General features: G+C 62.7%; 17 protein-coding genes. All 17 read left to right on the top strand.

The window, feature by feature from the left end; translation table 11 throughout:
* Positions 1-29: 29 nt before the first annotated feature.
* The 17 genes from fliN (at position 30) to B2U07_RS03225 (ending at position 16,403) form a co-directional block, all read left to right on the top strand.
* Complete coding sequence (gene fliN, locus B2U07_RS03305) at positions 30-497, top strand: flagellar motor switch protein FliN (protein WP_197858198.1); 468 nt, start codon at positions 30-32, stop codon at positions 495-497.
* A gap of 2 nt (positions 498-499) precedes the next feature.
* Positions 500-931: a flagellar biosynthetic protein FliO gene (fliO, locus tag B2U07_RS03300; RefSeq protein WP_296275776.1), complete on the top strand. Its 432-nt coding sequence runs from the start codon at positions 500-502 to the stop codon at positions 929-931.
* 44 nt (positions 932-975) lie between these two features.
* Positions 976-1,716 carry a flagellar type III secretion system pore protein FliP gene (gene fliP, locus B2U07_RS03295; protein ID WP_419096318.1) on the top strand — a complete coding sequence of 247 codons (741 nt, stop codon included), beginning with the start codon at positions 976-978 and terminating at the stop codon, positions 1,714-1,716.
* A gap of 11 nt (positions 1,717-1,727) precedes the next feature.
* Positions 1,728-1,997 (top strand): flagellar biosynthesis protein FliQ, encoded by a 270-nt coding sequence (fliQ, locus tag B2U07_RS03290; RefSeq protein WP_013714993.1) that lies wholly within the window; start codon positions 1,728-1,730, stop codon positions 1,995-1,997.
* 12 nt (positions 1,998-2,009) lie between these two features.
* Positions 2,010-2,786: a flagellar biosynthetic protein FliR gene (fliR, locus tag B2U07_RS03285; RefSeq protein ID WP_296275772.1), complete on the top strand. Its 777-nt coding sequence runs from the start codon at positions 2,010-2,012 to the stop codon at positions 2,784-2,786.
* 9 nt (positions 2,787-2,795) lie between these two features.
* Positions 2,796-3,932 (top strand): flagellar biosynthesis protein FlhB, encoded by a 1,137-nt coding sequence (gene flhB, locus B2U07_RS03280; RefSeq protein WP_296275770.1) that lies wholly within the window; start codon positions 2,796-2,798, stop codon positions 3,930-3,932.
* Positions 3,933-4,115: 183 nt separating this feature from the next.
* On the top strand, positions 4,116-6,263 hold the full coding sequence (gene flhA / locus B2U07_RS03275) for a flagellar biosynthesis protein FlhA (protein ID WP_296270958.1): 2,148 nt from the start codon (positions 4,116-4,118) through the stop codon (positions 6,261-6,263).
* 11 nt (positions 6,264-6,274) lie between these two features.
* Positions 6,275-7,585: a flagellar biosynthesis protein FlhF gene (gene flhF, locus B2U07_RS03270; RefSeq protein ID WP_296275768.1), complete on the top strand. Its 1,311-nt coding sequence runs from the start codon at positions 6,275-6,277 to the stop codon at positions 7,583-7,585.
* Positions 7,586-7,675: 90 nt separating this feature from the next.
* On the top strand, positions 7,676-8,506 hold the full coding sequence (fleN, locus tag B2U07_RS03265; RefSeq protein WP_197858205.1) for a flagellar synthesis regulator FleN: 831 nt from the start codon (positions 7,676-7,678) through the stop codon (positions 8,504-8,506).
* Positions 8,503-9,249 (top strand): RNA polymerase sigma factor FliA, encoded by a 747-nt coding sequence (gene fliA, locus B2U07_RS03260; RefSeq protein ID WP_197858206.1) that lies wholly within the window; start codon positions 8,503-8,505, stop codon positions 9,247-9,249. Before fleN ends, fliA begins: the two co-directional genes overlap by 4 nt.
* A 98-nt stretch (positions 9,250-9,347) precedes the next feature.
* Positions 9,348-9,722, top strand: a complete 375-nt coding sequence (locus tag B2U07_RS03255; RefSeq protein WP_169968482.1) for a chemotaxis response regulator CheY — start codon at positions 9,348-9,350, stop codon at positions 9,720-9,722.
* Between the two features lie 19 nt (positions 9,723-9,741).
* Positions 9,742-10,530 carry a protein phosphatase CheZ gene (locus B2U07_RS03250; RefSeq protein ID WP_161865592.1) on the top strand — a complete coding sequence of 263 codons (789 nt, stop codon included), beginning with the start codon at positions 9,742-9,744 and terminating at the stop codon, positions 10,528-10,530.
* 12 nt (positions 10,531-10,542) lie between these two features.
* Positions 10,543-12,771 (top strand): chemotaxis protein CheA, encoded by a 2,229-nt coding sequence (locus tag B2U07_RS03245; RefSeq protein WP_296275764.1) that lies wholly within the window; start codon positions 10,543-10,545, stop codon positions 12,769-12,771.
* A gap of 45 nt (positions 12,772-12,816) precedes the next feature.
* Complete coding sequence (locus B2U07_RS03240) at positions 12,817-13,944, top strand: protein-glutamate methylesterase/protein-glutamine glutaminase (RefSeq protein WP_275544701.1); 1,128 nt, start codon at positions 12,817-12,819, stop codon at positions 13,942-13,944.
* Between the two features lie 25 nt (positions 13,945-13,969).
* Positions 13,970-14,710: a flagellar motor protein gene (locus tag B2U07_RS03235; protein ID WP_013715003.1), complete on the top strand. Its 741-nt coding sequence runs from the start codon at positions 13,970-13,972 to the stop codon at positions 14,708-14,710.
* 12 nt (positions 14,711-14,722) lie between these two features.
* Positions 14,723-15,532 carry a flagellar motor protein MotD gene (gene motD, locus B2U07_RS03230; protein ID WP_296275762.1) on the top strand — a complete coding sequence of 270 codons (810 nt, stop codon included), beginning with the start codon at positions 14,723-14,725 and terminating at the stop codon, positions 15,530-15,532.
* An 82-nt stretch (positions 15,533-15,614) separates the two neighbouring features.
* Complete coding sequence (locus tag B2U07_RS03225; protein ID WP_275544703.1) at positions 15,615-16,403, top strand: ParA family protein; 789 nt, start codon at positions 15,615-15,617, stop codon at positions 16,401-16,403.
* The last annotated feature ends 63 nt before the right edge of the window (positions 16,404-16,466 follow it).

Below are 16,466 nucleotides of genomic sequence, written 5' to 3'. Positions count from 1 at the left end.
GAATAGCTGGAGCCAGGCGAGGAAAGACGATGGCAGACGAAGAAAACACTTCCCCAGAGGAACAGGCGCTGGCCGACGAATGGGCCGCAGCGTTGGCCGAGGCGGGCGATGCGGGACAGGACGATATCGATGCGATGCTCGCCGGGCAGGCCGCAGCGCAGCCGGCGGCCCCGCGGGCGCCGATGGAAGAGTTCGGCAGCGCACCGGTGCCCAGTAACCTGCCCGCCAACCTAGACGGGCCGAATCTGGACGTGATTCTGGATATTCCGGTGTCCATCTCCATGGAGGTGGGCAACACCGATATCACCATCCGCAACCTGCTGCAGCTCAACCAGGGCTCGGTGATCGAGCTCGATCGCCTGGCTGGCGAGCCGCTCGACGTGCTGGTCAACGGCACGCTGATCGCTCATGGTGAAGTGGTGGTGGTCAACGAGAAGTTCGGCATCCGCCTGACGGACGTGATCAGCCCCAGCGAACGTATCAAGAAGCTGCGCTGATCATGACCCGACTCTTCGCGTTGTTACTTGCGCTGCCAGGGCTGGCGCTGGCCGCCGAGCCTGCGGGCAAGGCCGCCACGCCCATGGCCGGTAGCGATGTGGCCGGTCAGCTTGGTCAGTTGCTGCTGGGGTTGCTGCTGGTCATCGGTCTGATCTTCGTCCTGGCCTGGCTGCTGCGCCGCGTGCAGCAGCTGGCGCCGCGTGGCGGGCAGGTGATCAAGCTGCTGGCCACGCAACCGCTGGGGCCACGTGATCGCCTGGTGCTGGTGCAGGTGGGTAACGAGCAGATTCTGCTGGGCCTGTCCGCCGGGCGTATCGCGCCTTTGCACGTGCTCAAGGAGCCTGTGCATCTGACCGATGCCGAGCCGGCCACACCGGAATTCGCCCAGCGCCTGATGGAACTGCTGGGCAAGGATCAGAAGGACAAATCCTGATGCTGCGCTTGTTGCTGGTGTTGGTGTTGAGCCTGGCCGCTTCAATGGCGTTCGCCGAAGACCCGCCCGGGGCCGGCTCGCTGATTCAGCAGGGCAACAGCCCGCTATCGGTCCCGGCGATCACCCTGACGACGGACGCGGAAGGCCAGCAGGAGTACTCGGTCAGCCTGCAGATCCTGCTGATCATGACGGCGCTGAGCTTCATCCCGGCGTTCGTCATGCTGATGACCAGCTTCACCCGGATCATCATCGTCTTTTCCATTCTGCGTCAGGCGTTAGGCCTGCAGCAGACGCCATCCAACCAGATACTCGTCGGTCTGGCGCTGTTTCTGACGATGTTCATCATGGCGCCGATTTTCGACCGGATTAACACCGACGCACTGCAGCCCTATCTCAACGAGGAGATCGTTGCGCAGGAGGCGCTGAGCCGAGCAGAGGGGCCGATCCGCGACTTCATGCTGGCGCAGACCCGCGAGAGCGACCTGGCCCTGTTCGTGCGTCTGTCCAAGCGTACCGACCTGGCGGGGGTCGAGGACGTGCCGCTGACCATCCTGGTGCCGGCCTTCGTCACCTCCGAGCTGAAGACCGCGTTCCAGATCGGCTTCATGATCTTCATTCCGTTTCTGATCATCGACATGGTGGTCGCCAGTATCCTCATGGCGATGGGTATGATGATGCTGTCGCCGCTTATCATCTCCCTGCCGTTCAAGATCATGCTGTTCGTCCTGGTCGATGGCTGGGCGTTGATCATGGGTACACTGGCTGCCAGTTTCGGCACGATATAGCGAGGCCTTCGATGACTCCCGAGGTGGCGGTTGACCTGTTTCGCGAAGCGCTGTGGCTGATCGTGCTGATCGTCGGCCTGGCGGTGGTGCCGAGCCTGGTGGTCGGTCTGATCGTAGCCATGTTCCAGGCTGCCACGCAGATCAACGAACAGACCTTGAGCTTTCTGCCGCGTCTGATGGTGATGCTGATCACCCTGATCTGGGCCGGCCCGTGGCTGGTGAGCCAGCTGATGGAGTACACCCAGACGTTGATCCAGAACATTCCGTACCTCATAGGTTGAGGGCAGGGCACGATGCTGGAGTTGAGCAACGAGCAGATCAGCGGCTGGGTCGGCCAGTTCCTGCTGCCGTTGTTTCGTATCGCCGCGATGCTGATGGTGATGCCGATCATCGGTACCCAGCTGGTGCCGACGCGTGTGCGGCTCTACCTGGCCCTTGCCATCAGTGTGGTGCTGGTGCCTAGCCTGCCACCGATGCCGCAGGTCGACGCGCTGAGCCTGCGCAGCCTGATGATGATTCTCGAACAGGTGCTGATCGGGGTCATGTTCGGCTTTATTCTGCAGTTGTTCTTTCATGTCTTCAGCGTTGCCGGGCAGATCATCGCCATGCAGATGGGCCTGGGCTTCGCTTCCATGGTCGACCCTACCAACGGCGTGTCGGTGCCGGTGCTCGGCCAGTTCATGCTGATGCTGGTGACGCTGCTGTTCCTGGCGATCAACGGGCATCTGGTGGTGCTGGAAATCCTCGCCGAAAGCTTCGTCAGCCTGCCGCCGGGGCAGGGCATGATGGTCAATCACTACTGGACATTGGCCGGCAAGCTGAGCTGGGTGATCGGTGCCGGGCTACTGCTGACATTGCCCATGGTCACTGCGCTGCTGGTGATCAACCTGGCGTTCGGGGTCATGACCCGGGCCGCGCCGCAGCTGAACATCTTTTCCATCGGCTTCCCCCTGACCCTGGCCATGGGCCTGGTGATTTTCTGGGTGGGGCTCTCCGATTTCGGCAACCTGTTTCAGGCGCTGGCCAGCGAAGCCCTGCAGCAGTTGGGCGAATTCGCCTTGACGCGATGAGGGGCGAGCATGGCTGAGAGCGAGAGCGGCGCCGACAAGAGCGAGGAACCCACAGGCAAGCGACTTGAAGAGTCGCGCAAGAAAGGCCAGATCGCTCGCTCCAAGGAGCTCAACACCCTGGCGGTGACCCTCACCGGCACCGTGGCCCTGATCATCTTCGGCGCCTATATGGGCAATGTGCTGATGGACATCATGCGTGGCAATTTCAGCCTGCCGCGTGACGTGTTGATGAGCGAACGCAGCATGGCGCTGTATCTGCTGGCCTCCGGCAAGGAGGCACTGGTAGCGGTGCAGCCATTCTTGATCGCCTTGCTGATCGCTTCCATCGCCGGCCCGGTCGCCCTGGGCGGCTGGCTGTTCTCCGCCGAAGCGCTGCAACCCAAGGCCAGCCGGATGAATCCGCTGGCGGGGCTCAAACGCATGTTCTCGGTTCAGGCCCTGGTCGAGCTGGTCAAGGCGTTGGCCAAATTCCTGGTGATTCTCGCGGTGGCGCTGATGGTGCTTGCCGTGGATCAGGACGATTTGCTGGCGATTGCCAACGAACCGGTCGAGCCGGCCATTATGCACAGCCTCACGGTGGTCGGCTGGAGCGCGTTCTGGTTGTCCTGTGGGCTGATCCTGATCGCCGCCGCGGATGTGCCGTTCCAGCTGTGGAGTCACAAGCAGAAGCTGATGATGACCAAGCAGGAAGTGCGCGACGAATACAAGGACACCGAGGGCAAGCCCGAGGTCAAGGGGCGTATTCGTCAGCTGCAGCGCGAGATGGCCGAACGCCGGATGATGCAGGCCGTGCCGCAGGCCGACGTGGTGATCACCAACCCGACGCACTTCGCCGTGGCGCTCAAGTACGACCCGGAGAAGGGGGGCGCGCCGATGTTGCTGGCCAAGGGCGGCGACTTCCTGGCGTTGAAGATCCGCGAGATCGCCCAGGAGCATCAGGTGATGGTGCTGGAATCGCCGGCGCTGTCGCGGGCCGTGTACTACTCCACCGAGTTGGACCAGGAAATTCCTGCCGGCCTGTACCTGGCGGTGGCCCAGGTTCTGGCTTACGTCTATCAGTTGCGTCAGTACCGCGCCGGCAAGGGCAAACGCCCTGGACCGCTACCGGATTTGCCGATCCCTGTGGACCTGCGTCGCGACGAATAGAGGCATCTGCTGGCGGCTGGGCCGCAACTGAGGCGGGAACCTGGATGAAATCCCGGACAGATTCAGCCAACCCCGGATTGCATCCGGGTTACGAAACTTGAGCATCTTCTAAGCGACCGGTTCATTTCTGGAACGCTTCTTGCCATTACCCTTTCAGGACGCACTTTCGCGTCAAAAGATTGAATGGCTCGAGGTAGGGACGTGGCAGTAGATCGCGCACAGTTAATCGGTGATGTCCGCAGCAATCTGGCGGGCTTGCGTCACGGCAACCTGGGTATTCCCTTGCTGCTGCTGGTCATGCTCGGCATGGTCATGCTGCCGATCCCGGCGTTTCTGCTCGACGTGCTGTTCACCTTCAGCATTGCGCTGTCGATCGTCGTGCTGCTGGTCAGTATCTACGCGCTGCGCCCGCTCGACTTCGCGGTATTCCCCACCATCCTGCTGGCTGCGACGCTGCTGCGCCTGGCGCTGAACGTGGCGTCGACGCGCGTCGTGTTGCTCAATGGTCATGATGGCCATGGGGCCGCTGGCCAAGTGATCCAGGCGTTCGGTGAGGTGGTGATCGGCGGCAACTACGTGGTCGGTATCGTGGTGTTCGCCATTTTGATGATCATCAACTTCGTGGTGGTCACCAAGGGTGCCGGGCGTATTTCCGAGGTGAGTGCGCGTTTTACCCTCGACGCCATGCCTGGCAAGCAGATGGCCATCGACGCCGACCTTAACGCCGGTCTGATCGATCAGGCTGAAGCCAAGAAGCGCCGCTCGGAAGTAGCCCAGGAGGCCGACTTCTACGGTTCGATGGACGGTGCCAGCAAGTTCGTCCGCGGCGATGCCATCGCCGGCCTGCTGATCCTGTTCATCAACCTCATCGGTGGTATCGCCATCGGCGTGCTGCAGCACCAACTGGCCTTTTCCGACGCCGGCAAGGTCTACACCCTGCTGACCATCGGTGACGGCCTGGTGGCGCAGATTCCTTCCCTGTTGCTGTCCACCGCGGCTGCGGTGATGGTGACCCGCGTTTCCACCTCCGAAGACATGGGCGCCCAGGTCAACCGGCAGATGTTCGCTTCGCCGCGCGCGCTGGCCGTGGCTGCGGCGATCATGATTGCCATGGGCCTGGTGCCGGGCATGCCGCATTTCTCCTTTATCAGCCTGGGCCTAGTGGCCGCCGGTGGCGCCTACTGGATCGCCCATCGCCAGCGCAAGATCAAGGAGGAAGAGGTCAAGGAGGTTCAGCGTCAGCAGGAGCTGATTCCGGCGCAGAAGGCGCAGGAGGTCAAGGAGCTGGGTTGGGACGACGTGACGCCGGTCGATATGGTCGGCCTGGAAGTCGGCTACCGCCTGATCCCGCTGGTCGATCGCAACCAGGGCGGCCAACTGCTGGCGCGGATCAAGGGCGTACGCAAGAAGCTGTCGCAGGAGATGGGCTTTCTCATGCCTTCGGTACACATCCGCGACAACCTCGATCTGGCGCCCAACGCTTATCGTTTGACGCTCATGGGCGTCAGCGTCGCCGAGGCCGAGGTCTACCCTGACCGCGAGCTGGCGATCAACCCCGGCCAGGTGTTCGGCCCGCTCAATGGCATCGCCGCCAAAGATCCGGCGTTCGGTCTGGAAGCGGTGTGGATCGACCCCAGCCAGCGCGACCAGGCGCAATCACTGGGTTACACCGTGGTCGATGCCAGCACCGTGGTCGCTACCCACTTGAATCAGATCCTGCACAAGCACGCTCACGAGCTGCTCGGGCATGAGGAGGTGCAGCAGCTCATGCAACTGCTGGCCAAGAGCTCGCCGAAGCTGGCCGAAGAGCTGGTGCCGGGGCTGGTGTCGCTGTCGACGCTGCTCAAGGTGTTGCAGGCACTGCTGCAGGAACAGGTACCGGTGCGCGACATCCGCACCATCGCCGAGGCCATCGCCAACGTCGCACCCAAGAGTCAAGATCCCGCCGCCATGGTCGCTGCCGTTCGCGTGTCGCTGGCCCGCGCAATCGTGCAAAGCATTGTGGGACTAGAGCCGGAGCTGCCTGTGATTACCCTCGAACCAAGGTTGGAACAGATTTTGCTGAACAGTCTGCAGAAGGCCGGTCAGGGCAGCGAGGATGGCATCCTCCTCGAACCTGGCATGGCCGAGAAGCTGCAGCGTTCCCTGGTGGAAGCGGCGCAGCGCCAGGAAATGCTCGGCAAGCCGGTGATTCTGCTGGTGGCCGGGCCGGTCCGGGCGATGCTGTCGCGCTTCGCGCGGCTGGCGGTACCCAGCATGCACGTGCTGGCGTACCAGGAAATTCCGGACAACAAGCAGGTCACCATAGTCGCTACGGTTGGCCAGAACTGAGGTAAAGGGTCATGCAGGTCAAACGCTTCTTCGCCGCCGATATGCGGACCGCCATGAAACTGGTGCGTGACGAATTGGGCGCCGATGCCTCGATCATCGGCAATCGTCGCGTTGCCGGCGGCGTTGAGTTGACTGCTGCGCTGGATTACCAGGCGCCTGTCCCGGTGCGCCCGAACCCGGCGCTGGAGGCCGAGCTGCGCAAGACCCAGGCACGCATTGCCAGTGCTCATGCCGAGCTGACCGCCGGGCCTGAACAGGACGCGGGCAAGGACCGTCAACTCTTTGCCAATGAGTCGTTGCTGGCGCCCGAGCTGCCGGCGACTCCGGTTAAGCCGCAGCGTCCGGTCGAGGTCGCTGCGCCTGCGACGCCGGCCGTCGATCCGCGTGCGCTGGATGCCATGCGCTTCGAACTCAATGGCCTGCGCGAGCTGATCGAAGTGCAGTTGGGCTCCATCGCCTGGGGCCAATTGCAGAATCGCCGTCCGCAGCAGGCCAACCTGTGGCGTCGTCTGCAGCGCATGGGGCTGTCTGCCGAATTGTCGCAGGCGCTGCTGGGCAAGGTGGCCGGCGTCGCCGAGCCGCGTCAGGCCTGGCGCATGCTGCTGGCGCATCTGGCGCATGCGATCCAGACGCCCAAGGTCGAGCCGCTGGAAGAGGGCGGGGTGATCGCGCTGGTCGGCCCTGCTGGCATGGGCAAGACCACTACGCTGGCCAAGCTGGCCGCCCGTTACGTGCTTAAGTACGGCGCGCAGCAGGTCGCTCTGGTTAGCATGGATAGCTTTCGTATCGGCGCGCAGGAACAACTCAAGACCCTGGGGCGAATCCTGGGTGTGTCGGTGACCCAGATCGATCCCGGTCAGTCTCTGTTGCAGGCCCTGGCGCCGCTGGCCAAGAAACGCGTGGTGCTGGTCGATACCGCAGGCCTGCCGGCTAACGATCCGGCGCTGCGTCTGCAACTGGAGAGCCTGGCCTCGGCACGCATCAAGGCGAAGAATTATCTGGTACTGGCGGCAACCAGTCAGAGCCAAGTGCTCAAGGCCGCCTACCATAGTTATAAGCGTTGTGGCCTCGCAGGCTGCATACTGACGAAACTGGACGAAGCTGCGAGTCTGGGTGAGGTTTTGGGTCTGGCTATCGGCCAGCAACTGCCGGTAGCCTATGTGACGGACGGGCCGCGGATCCCTGACGATCTGCAAGTGCCGCGCAGTCATCAGCTGGTCAGCCGTGCCGTAGGGCTGCAGGCGGCAGAGGAACCGAGTGAAGACGCCATGGCGCAGATGTTCGCCGGCCTTTACCACAACCCGGCGCAACGGGCCGGGTGAAACAGCGAGATGTTGCACCCTCCCGCGCAGTTGGCGCGGGAGTGAACGGCCTGATGGCCAAGTCGAAGTTAGACAAGGTGTAAAGAGAACATGGGTATGCATCCCGTACAGGTGATCGCGGTGACCGGCGGCAAAGGTGGCGTCGGCAAGACCAATGTGTCGGTGAATCTGTCCATGGCCCTGGCCGATCTCGGCCGTCGGGTGATGCTGATGGACGCCGACCTGGGCCTGGCCAATGTCGACGTGCTGCTGGGTTTGGCGCCCAAGCGCACGCTGGCCGATGTCATCGCGGGCGAATGCGATCTGCGTGATGTCTTGCTGCAGGGGCCGGGGGGCATCCGTATTGTGCCGGCCGCGTCCGGTACGCAGAGCATGGTCAGCCTCACCCCGATGCAGCACGCCGGCCTGATCCAGGCGTTCAGCGATATCAGCGAAAATCTTGACGTGCTGGTGATCGACACCGCCGCCGGTATCGGCGATGCGGTGGTCAGCTTCGTTCGCGCGGCGCAGGAAATCCTTGTGGTGGTATGCGACGAGCCCACTTCGATCACCGACGCCTACGCGCTGATCAAGCTGCTCAACCGCGATCACGGCATCAGCCGCTTCCGCGTCCTGGCCAACATGGCGCATAGCCCGCAGGAAGGGCGCAATCTCTTTGCTAAGCTGACCAAGGTGACGGATCGCTTCCTTGATGTCGCCCTGCAGTACGTCGGCGCCGTGCCCTACGATGAGTGTGTGCGTAAAGCCGTGCAGAAACAGCGCGCAGTCTATGAAGCCTTCCCTCGCTCCAAGTGCGCTCTGGCGTTCAAGGCGATAGCTCAGAAGGTTGACACCTGGCCGCTGCCGGCCAATCCCCGTGGCCATCTGGAGTTTTTCGTCGAGCGTCTGGTGCAGCAACCGACCGCAGACTCGGCCGTATGACAGCAGCCTCTGGACTTCGTATGTACAACAAGGCTCAGGCGCAGGACTCCCAGCACCAGTTGATCGAGCGTTATGCTCCGCTGGTCAAGCGTATCGCCTACCACCTGCTGGCACGCCTGCCAGCCAGTGTGCAGGTCGATGATCTCATCCAGGCCGGCATGATCGGCCTGCTCGAAGCCTCACGTAAATATGACTCTGGCAAAGGTGCCAGTTTCGAGACCTTCGCGGGCATTCGCATTCGCGGCTCCATGCTCGATGAGGTGCGCAAGGGCGATTGGGCGCCGCGTTCGGTGCACCGCAACAGCCGCATGGTCAGCGATGCCATTCGCGCCGTTGAGGCCAGAACCGGGCGCGACGCTAAAGATCAGGAGGTTGCGGCCGAACTCCAATTGAGTCTGGAAGATTACTACGGCATTCTTGGCGACACTTTGGGCAGCCGCCTGTTCAGCTTCGACGACCTGTTGCAGGACGGCGAGCATGGCGGGTTGCACGAAGACGCCGAGCACACCCACCTCGAACCTTCGCGGGACCTCGAAGACGAACGCTTCCAGGCGGCCTTGGCCAATGCCATCGCCGGCCTGCCGGAGCGCGAACGTCTGGTGCTGGCGCTGTATTACGATGAAGAATTGAACTTGAAGGAAATCGGTGAAGTGCTGGGGGTTAGCGAATCGCGCGTGAGTCAGCTGCACAGCCAGTGTGCGGCGCGTCTGCGCTCGCGGCTGAGTGAATGGCGCGCTGGCTGAACGCAGCGTACTCGCAGGCAGAAACGGTTTCACGATTAAAGGACGTAGTTGCAAGCGCAATACGTTTGGGACTGACGGAGGTCGACTTGGACAAGAACATGAAAATCCTCATCGTTGACGATTTTTCGACGATGCGACGGATCATCAAGAACCTCTTGCGGGACTTGGGTTTCACCAACACCGCGGAAGCCGATGACGGCACCTCGGCGCTGCCGATGCTGCAAAGCGGCAGCTTCGACTTTCTGGTGACCGACTGGAACATGCCCGGCATGACCGGCATCGACCTGCTGCGTGCCGTACGTGCCGACGAGCGTCTCAAGCACCTGCCGGTGCTGATGGTGACCGCTGAAGCCAAGCGCGATCAGATCATCGAGGCGGCCCAGGCCGGCGTGAATGGCTACGTGGTCAAACCCTTCACCGCCCAGGTGCTGAAGGAAAAGATCGAAAAGATCTTCGAGCGGGTCAACGGCTGATGCCGGCCGCGAGGGTGCTATGGAACACGATGACTCCACGCTGGGTGACCTCGAGTCGACCCTGAAAAACAATGCGCGCGATCTGGTCGATAGCCTCGAACAAGGCAACTTCGGCGCCGCGGTGCAACTGATCAACGAACTCAACAAGGTCCGCGACCGCGGGCTGTATCACGAAGTCGGCAAACTGACTCGTGAGCTGCACAACGCTATCGTCAACTTTCAGCTCGACCCGCGCATGCCTCATGCTCAGGAGTTGTCGCAGATCGCCGACGCTACCGAGCGCCTGAACTACGTCGTGACCATGACCGAGAAGGCCGCCAACCGGACCATGGATCTGGTCGAGCAGAGCGCACCGCTGGTCAACGACCTGAGCGACGAGGCGCACAGCCTGAGTGTCGAGTGGGGCCGCTTCATGCGCCGCGAAATCGGTGCCGATGGTTTTCGCGAGCTGGCCAAGCGTGTCGAGCTGTTCCTCGCCCGTAGCGAGCGAGACGGCGCCAAGCTCTCCGGCCACCTCAACGACATTCTGCTGGCGCAGGACTACCAGGACCTTACCGGTCAGGTGATCAAGCGTGTCACCCAGTTGGTGACAGAAGTGGAAAGCAACCTGCTCAAGCTGGTGCTCATGGCCAGCCAGGTCGACCGTTTCGCCGGTATTCAGCACGACCACGAAGTGCTGCGCGCCGAACAGGAAAAATTAAAAGAACCATCGCGGGGTGAAGGTCCGCAGATTCATGCCGATAAGCGTGATGACGTTGCCTCCAGCCAGGACGATGTCGACGACCTGCTGTCCAGTCTAGGGTTCTAAGGAGCACACAATATGAGCTTCGGCGCCGATGAAGAGATCCTCCAGGATTTCCTGGTAGAGGCCGGCGAGATTCTCGAACAGTTGTCCGAACAGTTAGTCGAGCTGGAAAGCCGACCGGACGACATGAACCTGCTCAATGCCATCTTTCGCGGTTTCCATACCGTCAAGGGCGGAGCGGGCTTCCTCCAGCTCAACGAGCTGGTGGAGTGCTGCCATATCGCCGAAAACGTCTTCGACATCCTGCGCAAGGGTGAGCGTCGCGTCGATTCGGAGCTGATGGATGTAGTGCTCGAGGCTCTTGATGCAGTCAATGGCATGTTCGGCGAAGTGCGTGAGCGGCGTGAGCCGACGCCCGCGTCGCCGGAGCTGCTGGCGGCCCTGTCGCGCCTGGCCGAACCGGGTGGCGGCGAAGCGGCCCCTGAATCGGTGCAGCAGGCGCAGCCGCAACCCGAGTCCGAACCGGAGCCCCAGGCGGTTGCTGCGTCCGTTGCCTCGGGCGATATCACCGACAGCGAATTCGAGCAACTGCTCGACGCGTTGGGTGAGGCGCCGGCTGCCGCTCCGAGTGCGGAGAGTGCTGCCGGTGACGAGATCACCGATGACGAGTTCGAATCGCTGCTCGACCAACTGCACGGCAAAGGGCAGTTCTCCGGCATGGTCGAGACGCCTGCTGCGATCGCTGCCGTTGCCTCTGCGCCGGCTGCTGCCCCGGCAGGCGACGACATAACCGACGACGAGTTCGAAGCGCTGCTCGATCAGTTGCATGGCAAGGGTCAGTTCTCTGGCGCAGCCGAAGCCGCGGCGCCGGTTGCCGCGGCCGTTGCCGCTGCACCTGTTGCGGCCAGTGACGAGATCACCGACGACGAGTTCGAGTCGTTGCTCGATCAACTGCACGGCAAGGGCAAGTTCGTGGCGCCCAGCGAGCCGGCGCCGGCCCCGGTGCCTGCGGCCAAACCGGCTGCGGCGCCCAAGACCGCCGTACCCGCCAGCCCTGCACCTGCCAAGGCTGAGCCTGCTGCTGCCCGTGCCAGCGCCGCGCCTGCAGCTGCCGAAAAGGCAACGGCGGCGAGCGAAGCGGAAACCACCGTGCGTGTCGATACCGCGCGCCTCGACGAGATCATGAACATGGTCGGCGAGCTGGTGCTGGTACGTAACCGCCTGGTTCGCCTGGGGCTCAACAGTGGCGACGAGGCCATGTCCAAGGCCGTGTCGAACCTCGACGTGGTAACGGCTGACCTGCAGACCTCGGTGATGAAGACCCGCATGCAGCCGATCAAGAAGGTCTTCGGCCGCTTCCCGCGCCTGGTACGCGACCTGGCGCGCAACCTGAAGAAGGAAATCAACCTCGAACTGGTGGGCGAGGAAACCGACCTCGACAAGAACTTGGTCGAGGCGCTGGCCGACCCGCTGGTGCACTTGGTGCGCAACGCCGTCGACCATGGCGTGGAAACCCCGGAAGAGCGCGAGAAGGCCGGCAAGGCGCGCGCTGGTCGCGTGGTGCTGTCCGCCGAGCAGGAAGGCGACCACATCCTGTTGTCGATCACCGATGACGGCAAGGGCATGGACGCCGACGTGCTGCGCGCCAAGGCCGTGGAGAAGGGCCTGCTGGACAAGGACGCGGCCGATCGCCTCAACGAGTTCGAATGCTACAACCTGATCTTCGCCCCGGGTTTCTCGACCAAGACCGAGATTTCCGACGTGTCCGGCCGTGGTGTCGGCATGGATGTGGTCAAGACCAAGATTTCCCAGCTCAACGGCACGGTCAACGTGTTCTCGCAGAAGGGCCAGGGTTCGAAGATCATCATCAAGGTGCCGCTGACCCTGGCGATCATGCCGACGCTGATGGTGATGCTGGAGAACCAGGCATTCGCCTTCCCGCTGGTCAACGTCAACGAGATCTTCCACCTCGATCTGTCGCGCACCAATGTGGTCGACGGCCAGGAAGTGGTGATCGTGCGCGACAAGGCGCTGCCGCTGTTCTATCTCAAGCGCTGGCTGGTGCCGCAGGCCTTCCATGAAGGTCAGCGCGAAGGCCACGTGGTGATCCTCACGGTTGGCAGTCAACGCATCGGCTTTGTCGTCGATCAATTGGTCGGCCAGGAAGAAGTGGTAATCAAGCCACTGGGTAAGATGCTGCAAGGCACGCCCGGGATGTCTGGCGCCACGATCACCGGCGACGGACGCATCGCATTGATTCTCGACGTACCGAGCATGCTCAAGCGCTACGCTCGACGTTTCTGATGTTTCGCGGCGCGAGCCATGGCTTCGCGCCGTCTAGGAGTGTGTATGGCTGTTAAGGTTCTGGTGGTGGACGACTCCGGTTTCTTCCGCCGGCGCGTCTCGGAAATCCTGTCTGCTGACCCCAGCATTCAGGTCGTGGGCACGGCCACCAACGGGCGTGAAGCCATCGATCAGGCGTTGGCGCTCAAGCCGGACGTGATCACCATGGATTACGAGATGCCGATGATGGACGGCATCACCGCGGTGCGAAACATCATGCAGCGCTGCCCGACGCCGGTACTGATGTTCTCCTCGCTGACCCATGAAGGCGCGCGGGTGACCCTCGATGCGCTGGACGCCGGCGCAGTGGATTTCCTGCCGAAGAACTTCGAAGACATCTCGCGCAACCCCGAGAAGGTCAAGCAGATGCTCTGCGAGAAGGTGCACAGCATCGCGCGCAGCAACCGTCGTTTCAGCTCGGCTGCGGTGGCTCCGGCGCCGACTGCGGCCAGTCCGAGCGCGGCGCCGATTAGCCGTCCGGCCGTTTCGACGCGACCTGCGGCACCGGCTCCTGCTCCCGCAGCTCCTGCACGTACTGGTGGTGCAGCGGTTTCGTCTGCGCCCAAGCGCAAGGCTTACAAGCTGGTGGCCATCGGCACGTCCACAGGTGGCCCGGTGGCGTTGCAGCGCGTACTGACCCAGTTGCCGGCTAATTTCCCGGCGCCGTTGGTGCTGATCCAGCACATGCCGGCTGCCTTCACCAAGGCTTTCGCCGAACGCCTGGACAAGCTGTGCCGCATCCAGGTTAAGGAAGCCGAGGACGGCGATATCCTGCGTCCCGGCCTGGCGCTGCTGGCGCCAGGCGGTAAGCAGATGATGGTGGATGCGCGCGGCGCGGTGAAAATCCTGCCGGGCGACGAGCGCCTCAACTACAAGCCCTGCGTCGATATCACCTTCGGTTCTGCAGCCAAGTCCTATGGCGACAAGGTGCTGGCGGTGGTGCTGACCGGCATGGGGGCCGATGGCCGTGAGGGCGCACGCCTGCTCAAGCAGGGCGGCAGCCAGGTGTGGGCGCAGGACGAGGCGAGCTGCGTGATCTATGGCATGCCCATGGCGGTGGTCAAGGCCAACCTGGCCGATGCGGTCTACGGCCTGGACGATATCGGCCGGCATCTGACCGAGGCCTGCCAGTGACGATGCTTAAGCCGGGAACATGCGTATGGATGTACTGAGCCTAATCGGCGTCATCCTGGCGTTCGTTGCCATTCTGGGCGGCAATTATCTGGAAGGCGGTAACGCCGGGGCGTTGCTCAACGGCCCGGCCGCGCTGATCGTCATCGGCGGTACGCTGGGTGCGGCTTTCCTGCAAGCGCCCGTGCAGGTGTTCAAGCGTGCCATGGGTATCCTGCGCTGGATCTTCTTTCCACCGCGTATCGACCTGATCGGTGGCATCAACCGCGTGGTTGGCTGGAGCATGGTGGCGCGCAAGGAGGGCCTGCTGGGCCTGGAATCCGTGGCCGATGCCGAGCCGGACCCCTATGCGCGCAAAGGCTTGCAGTTGCTAGTCGATGGCGCCGAGCCCGAGTCCATTCGCAGCATTCTGGAGGTCGATCTTTACACCCAGGAAGCGCGTGATATACAGGCCGCCAAGGTATTCGAGAGCATGGGCGGCTACGCGCCGACCATCGGCATCATAGGTGCCGTGATGGGCCTGATTCACGTGATGGGCAACCTGGCCGATCCGAGCATGCTCGGCAGCGGTATTGCCGTGGCGTTCGTCGCTACAATCTACGGCGTCGGCTTCGCCAACCTGTTGCTGTTGCCGGCTGGTAACAAGCTCAAGTCCATCGCGCTGCGCCAGTCGCGTTACCGCGAGATGCTCCTCGAAGGCATCCTGTCCATCGCCGAGGGTGAGAACCCGCGCTCCATCGAACTGAAGCTGCAAGGCTTCATGGACTGATGGAGGCATGGCATGGCGCGCAGGCGGCAACATGAAGAGCACGAGAATCACGAGCGCTGGCTGGTGTCCTACGCCGATTTCATCACCTTGCTCTTCGCCTTCTTCGTGGTGATGTATTCGATCTCTTCGATCAACGAAGGCAAGTACAAGATCCTCTCGGAGTCGCTAACCGGCGTATTCAACCAGCCGGATCGCTCGATCAAGCCGATTCCGGTCGGTGAGGAACGGCCGCGTACCAGCGAGCCGGACAACACCGCGGTGGACGACCCGAGTTCGGACTCGAACTTGCAGAGCATCGCCTCCAGCGTGCGTGAGGCCTTTGGTGATCTGATCCAGAGCGATCAGCTGACCGTACGCGGCAACGAGATGTGGATCGAGATCGAGCTCAGCTCCAGCCTGCTGTTTCCCAGCGGCGACGCGATTCCGAACAACCAGGCATTCGACATTATCGAGAAGGTCGCCAAAATCCTGGCGCCGTACCAGAACCCGGTCAAGGTCGAAGGTTTCACCGATAACCTGCCGATCCAGACGCCCCAGTATCCGACCAACTGGGAGCTGTCTTCGGCGCGTGCGTCGAGCATCGTGCGTATGCTGGCCATGGATGGCGTCGATCCTTCGCGTCTGGCCGCAGTGGGTTATGGCGAATTTCAGCCGGTGGCCGACAATGCCACCGCAGAGGGCAGGGGGCGAAACCGTCGGGTCGTGCTGGTGATTTCCCGCAACCTCGACACGCGACGTGGCGCTAGCAGCGCCGCAACCCAGCAGTCCGAGGCTGGCACGCAACCTGCACCGGCCTCTGCGTCGGGGGTTCCACAGTCGTGAGCCGTCAAATCCCAGTCGCCTGCTGCGTGCGTGCGACAGCCATTCTCGGCCTGAGCGCCTCTTGCCGGGAGGATGAGAGAAGATGAAAGTCTGGGCAGTAGCCAATCAGAAGGGCGGGGTCGGCAAGACCACCACCTCCATCGCGCTGGCGGGCCTGTTGGCCGACGCCGGCAAGCGCGTGATCGTCGTCGATCTCGACCCGCATGGGTCGATGACCAGTTATTTCGGCCATGACCCCGATACGCTGGAGCACAGTTGCTTCGATCTGTTCCTGCACCAGGGCAATGTGCCACAAGGCCTGCCCAAGCAGCTGTTGCACGGCACCAGCCACGAGAATATCTCGCTGCTGCCGTCGAGCACCGCGCTGGCTACGCTCGAGCGCCAGTCGCCGGGACAGAACGGCCTGGGGCTGGTAATCGCCAAGAGCCTGGCGCAGCTGTGGGAGGATTTCGATCACGCCATCATCGACAGCCCGCCATTGCTCGGCGTCCTGATGGTCAATGCCCTGGCGGCCAGCCAGCAGTTGGCGATCCCGGTGCAGACCGAGTTCCTCGCGGTCAAAGGTCTGGAGCGCATGATCACCACGCTGGCTATGATCAACCGCTCGCGCAAGCAGGCGCTGCCTTACACCATCGTGCCGACGCTGTTCGATCGTCGGACCCAGGCGTCGATGAGCACGCTGCGGGTGCTGCGCAACACCTATCCCGAACACCTGTGGCAGGCCTACATTCCGGTCGATACGCGCTTGCGCGATGCCAGCCGGGCAGGGCGTACGCCTTCGCAGTTCGATGCCAACAGCCGTGGCGTGATCGCCTATCGGGCGCTGCTCAAGCACCTGCTCAGTCACCAGCCGGCGGCGCAGGTGGCTTGAAATGAGCGTCTGTGTTGAACTGCGTCACTCAAGTCGCAGCAGGCTGCGGCCGATAGGCTGTCA

Origin of the sequence: Pseudomonas sp. UBA7530, from assembly GCF_002479365.1 — a bacterium.
GTDB lineage: Bacteria > Pseudomonadota > Gammaproteobacteria > Pseudomonadales > Pseudomonadaceae > Aquipseudomonas.
This window is presented reverse-complemented; position numbering and strand designations above follow the sequence as displayed.

Bases quoted from the DNA above. Each gene is read 5' to 3' on its own strand.
- fliN (WP_197858198.1), top strand. From the start codon at position 30: ATGGCAGACGAAGAAAACACTTCCCCAGAGGAACAGGCGCTGGCCGAC.
- fliO (WP_296275776.1), top strand. From the start codon at position 500: ATGACCCGACTCTTCGCGTTGTTACTTGCGCTGCCAGGGCTGGCGCTG.
- fliP (WP_419096318.1), top strand. From the start codon at position 976: ATGGCGTTCGCCGAAGACCCGCCCGGGGCCGGCTCGCTGATTCAGCAG.
- fliQ (WP_013714993.1), top strand. From the start codon at position 1,728: ATGACTCCCGAGGTGGCGGTTGACCTGTTTCGCGAAGCGCTGTGGCTG.
- fliR (WP_296275772.1), top strand. From the start codon at position 2,010: ATGCTGGAGTTGAGCAACGAGCAGATCAGCGGCTGGGTCGGCCAGTTC.
- flhB (WP_296275770.1), top strand. From the start codon at position 2,796: ATGGCTGAGAGCGAGAGCGGCGCCGACAAGAGCGAGGAACCCACAGGC.
- flhA (WP_296270958.1), top strand. From the start codon at position 4,116: ATGGCTCGAGGTAGGGACGTGGCAGTAGATCGCGCACAGTTAATCGGT.
- flhF (WP_296275768.1), top strand. From the start codon at position 6,275: ATGCAGGTCAAACGCTTCTTCGCCGCCGATATGCGGACCGCCATGAAA.
- fleN (WP_197858205.1), top strand. From the start codon at position 7,676: ATGGGTATGCATCCCGTACAGGTGATCGCGGTGACCGGCGGCAAAGGT.
- fliA (WP_197858206.1), top strand. From the start codon at position 8,503: ATGACAGCAGCCTCTGGACTTCGTATGTACAACAAGGCTCAGGCGCAG.
- B2U07_RS03255 (WP_169968482.1), top strand. From the start codon at position 9,348: ATGAAAATCCTCATCGTTGACGATTTTTCGACGATGCGACGGATCATC.
- B2U07_RS03250 (WP_161865592.1), top strand. From the start codon at position 9,742: ATGGAACACGATGACTCCACGCTGGGTGACCTCGAGTCGACCCTGAAA.
- B2U07_RS03245 (WP_296275764.1), top strand. From the start codon at position 10,543: ATGAGCTTCGGCGCCGATGAAGAGATCCTCCAGGATTTCCTGGTAGAG.
- B2U07_RS03240 (WP_275544701.1), top strand. From the start codon at position 12,817: ATGGCTGTTAAGGTTCTGGTGGTGGACGACTCCGGTTTCTTCCGCCGG.
- B2U07_RS03235 (WP_013715003.1), top strand. From the start codon at position 13,970: ATGGATGTACTGAGCCTAATCGGCGTCATCCTGGCGTTCGTTGCCATT.
- motD (WP_296275762.1), top strand. From the start codon at position 14,723: ATGGCGCGCAGGCGGCAACATGAAGAGCACGAGAATCACGAGCGCTGG.
- B2U07_RS03225 (WP_275544703.1), top strand. From the start codon at position 15,615: ATGAAAGTCTGGGCAGTAGCCAATCAGAAGGGCGGGGTCGGCAAGACC.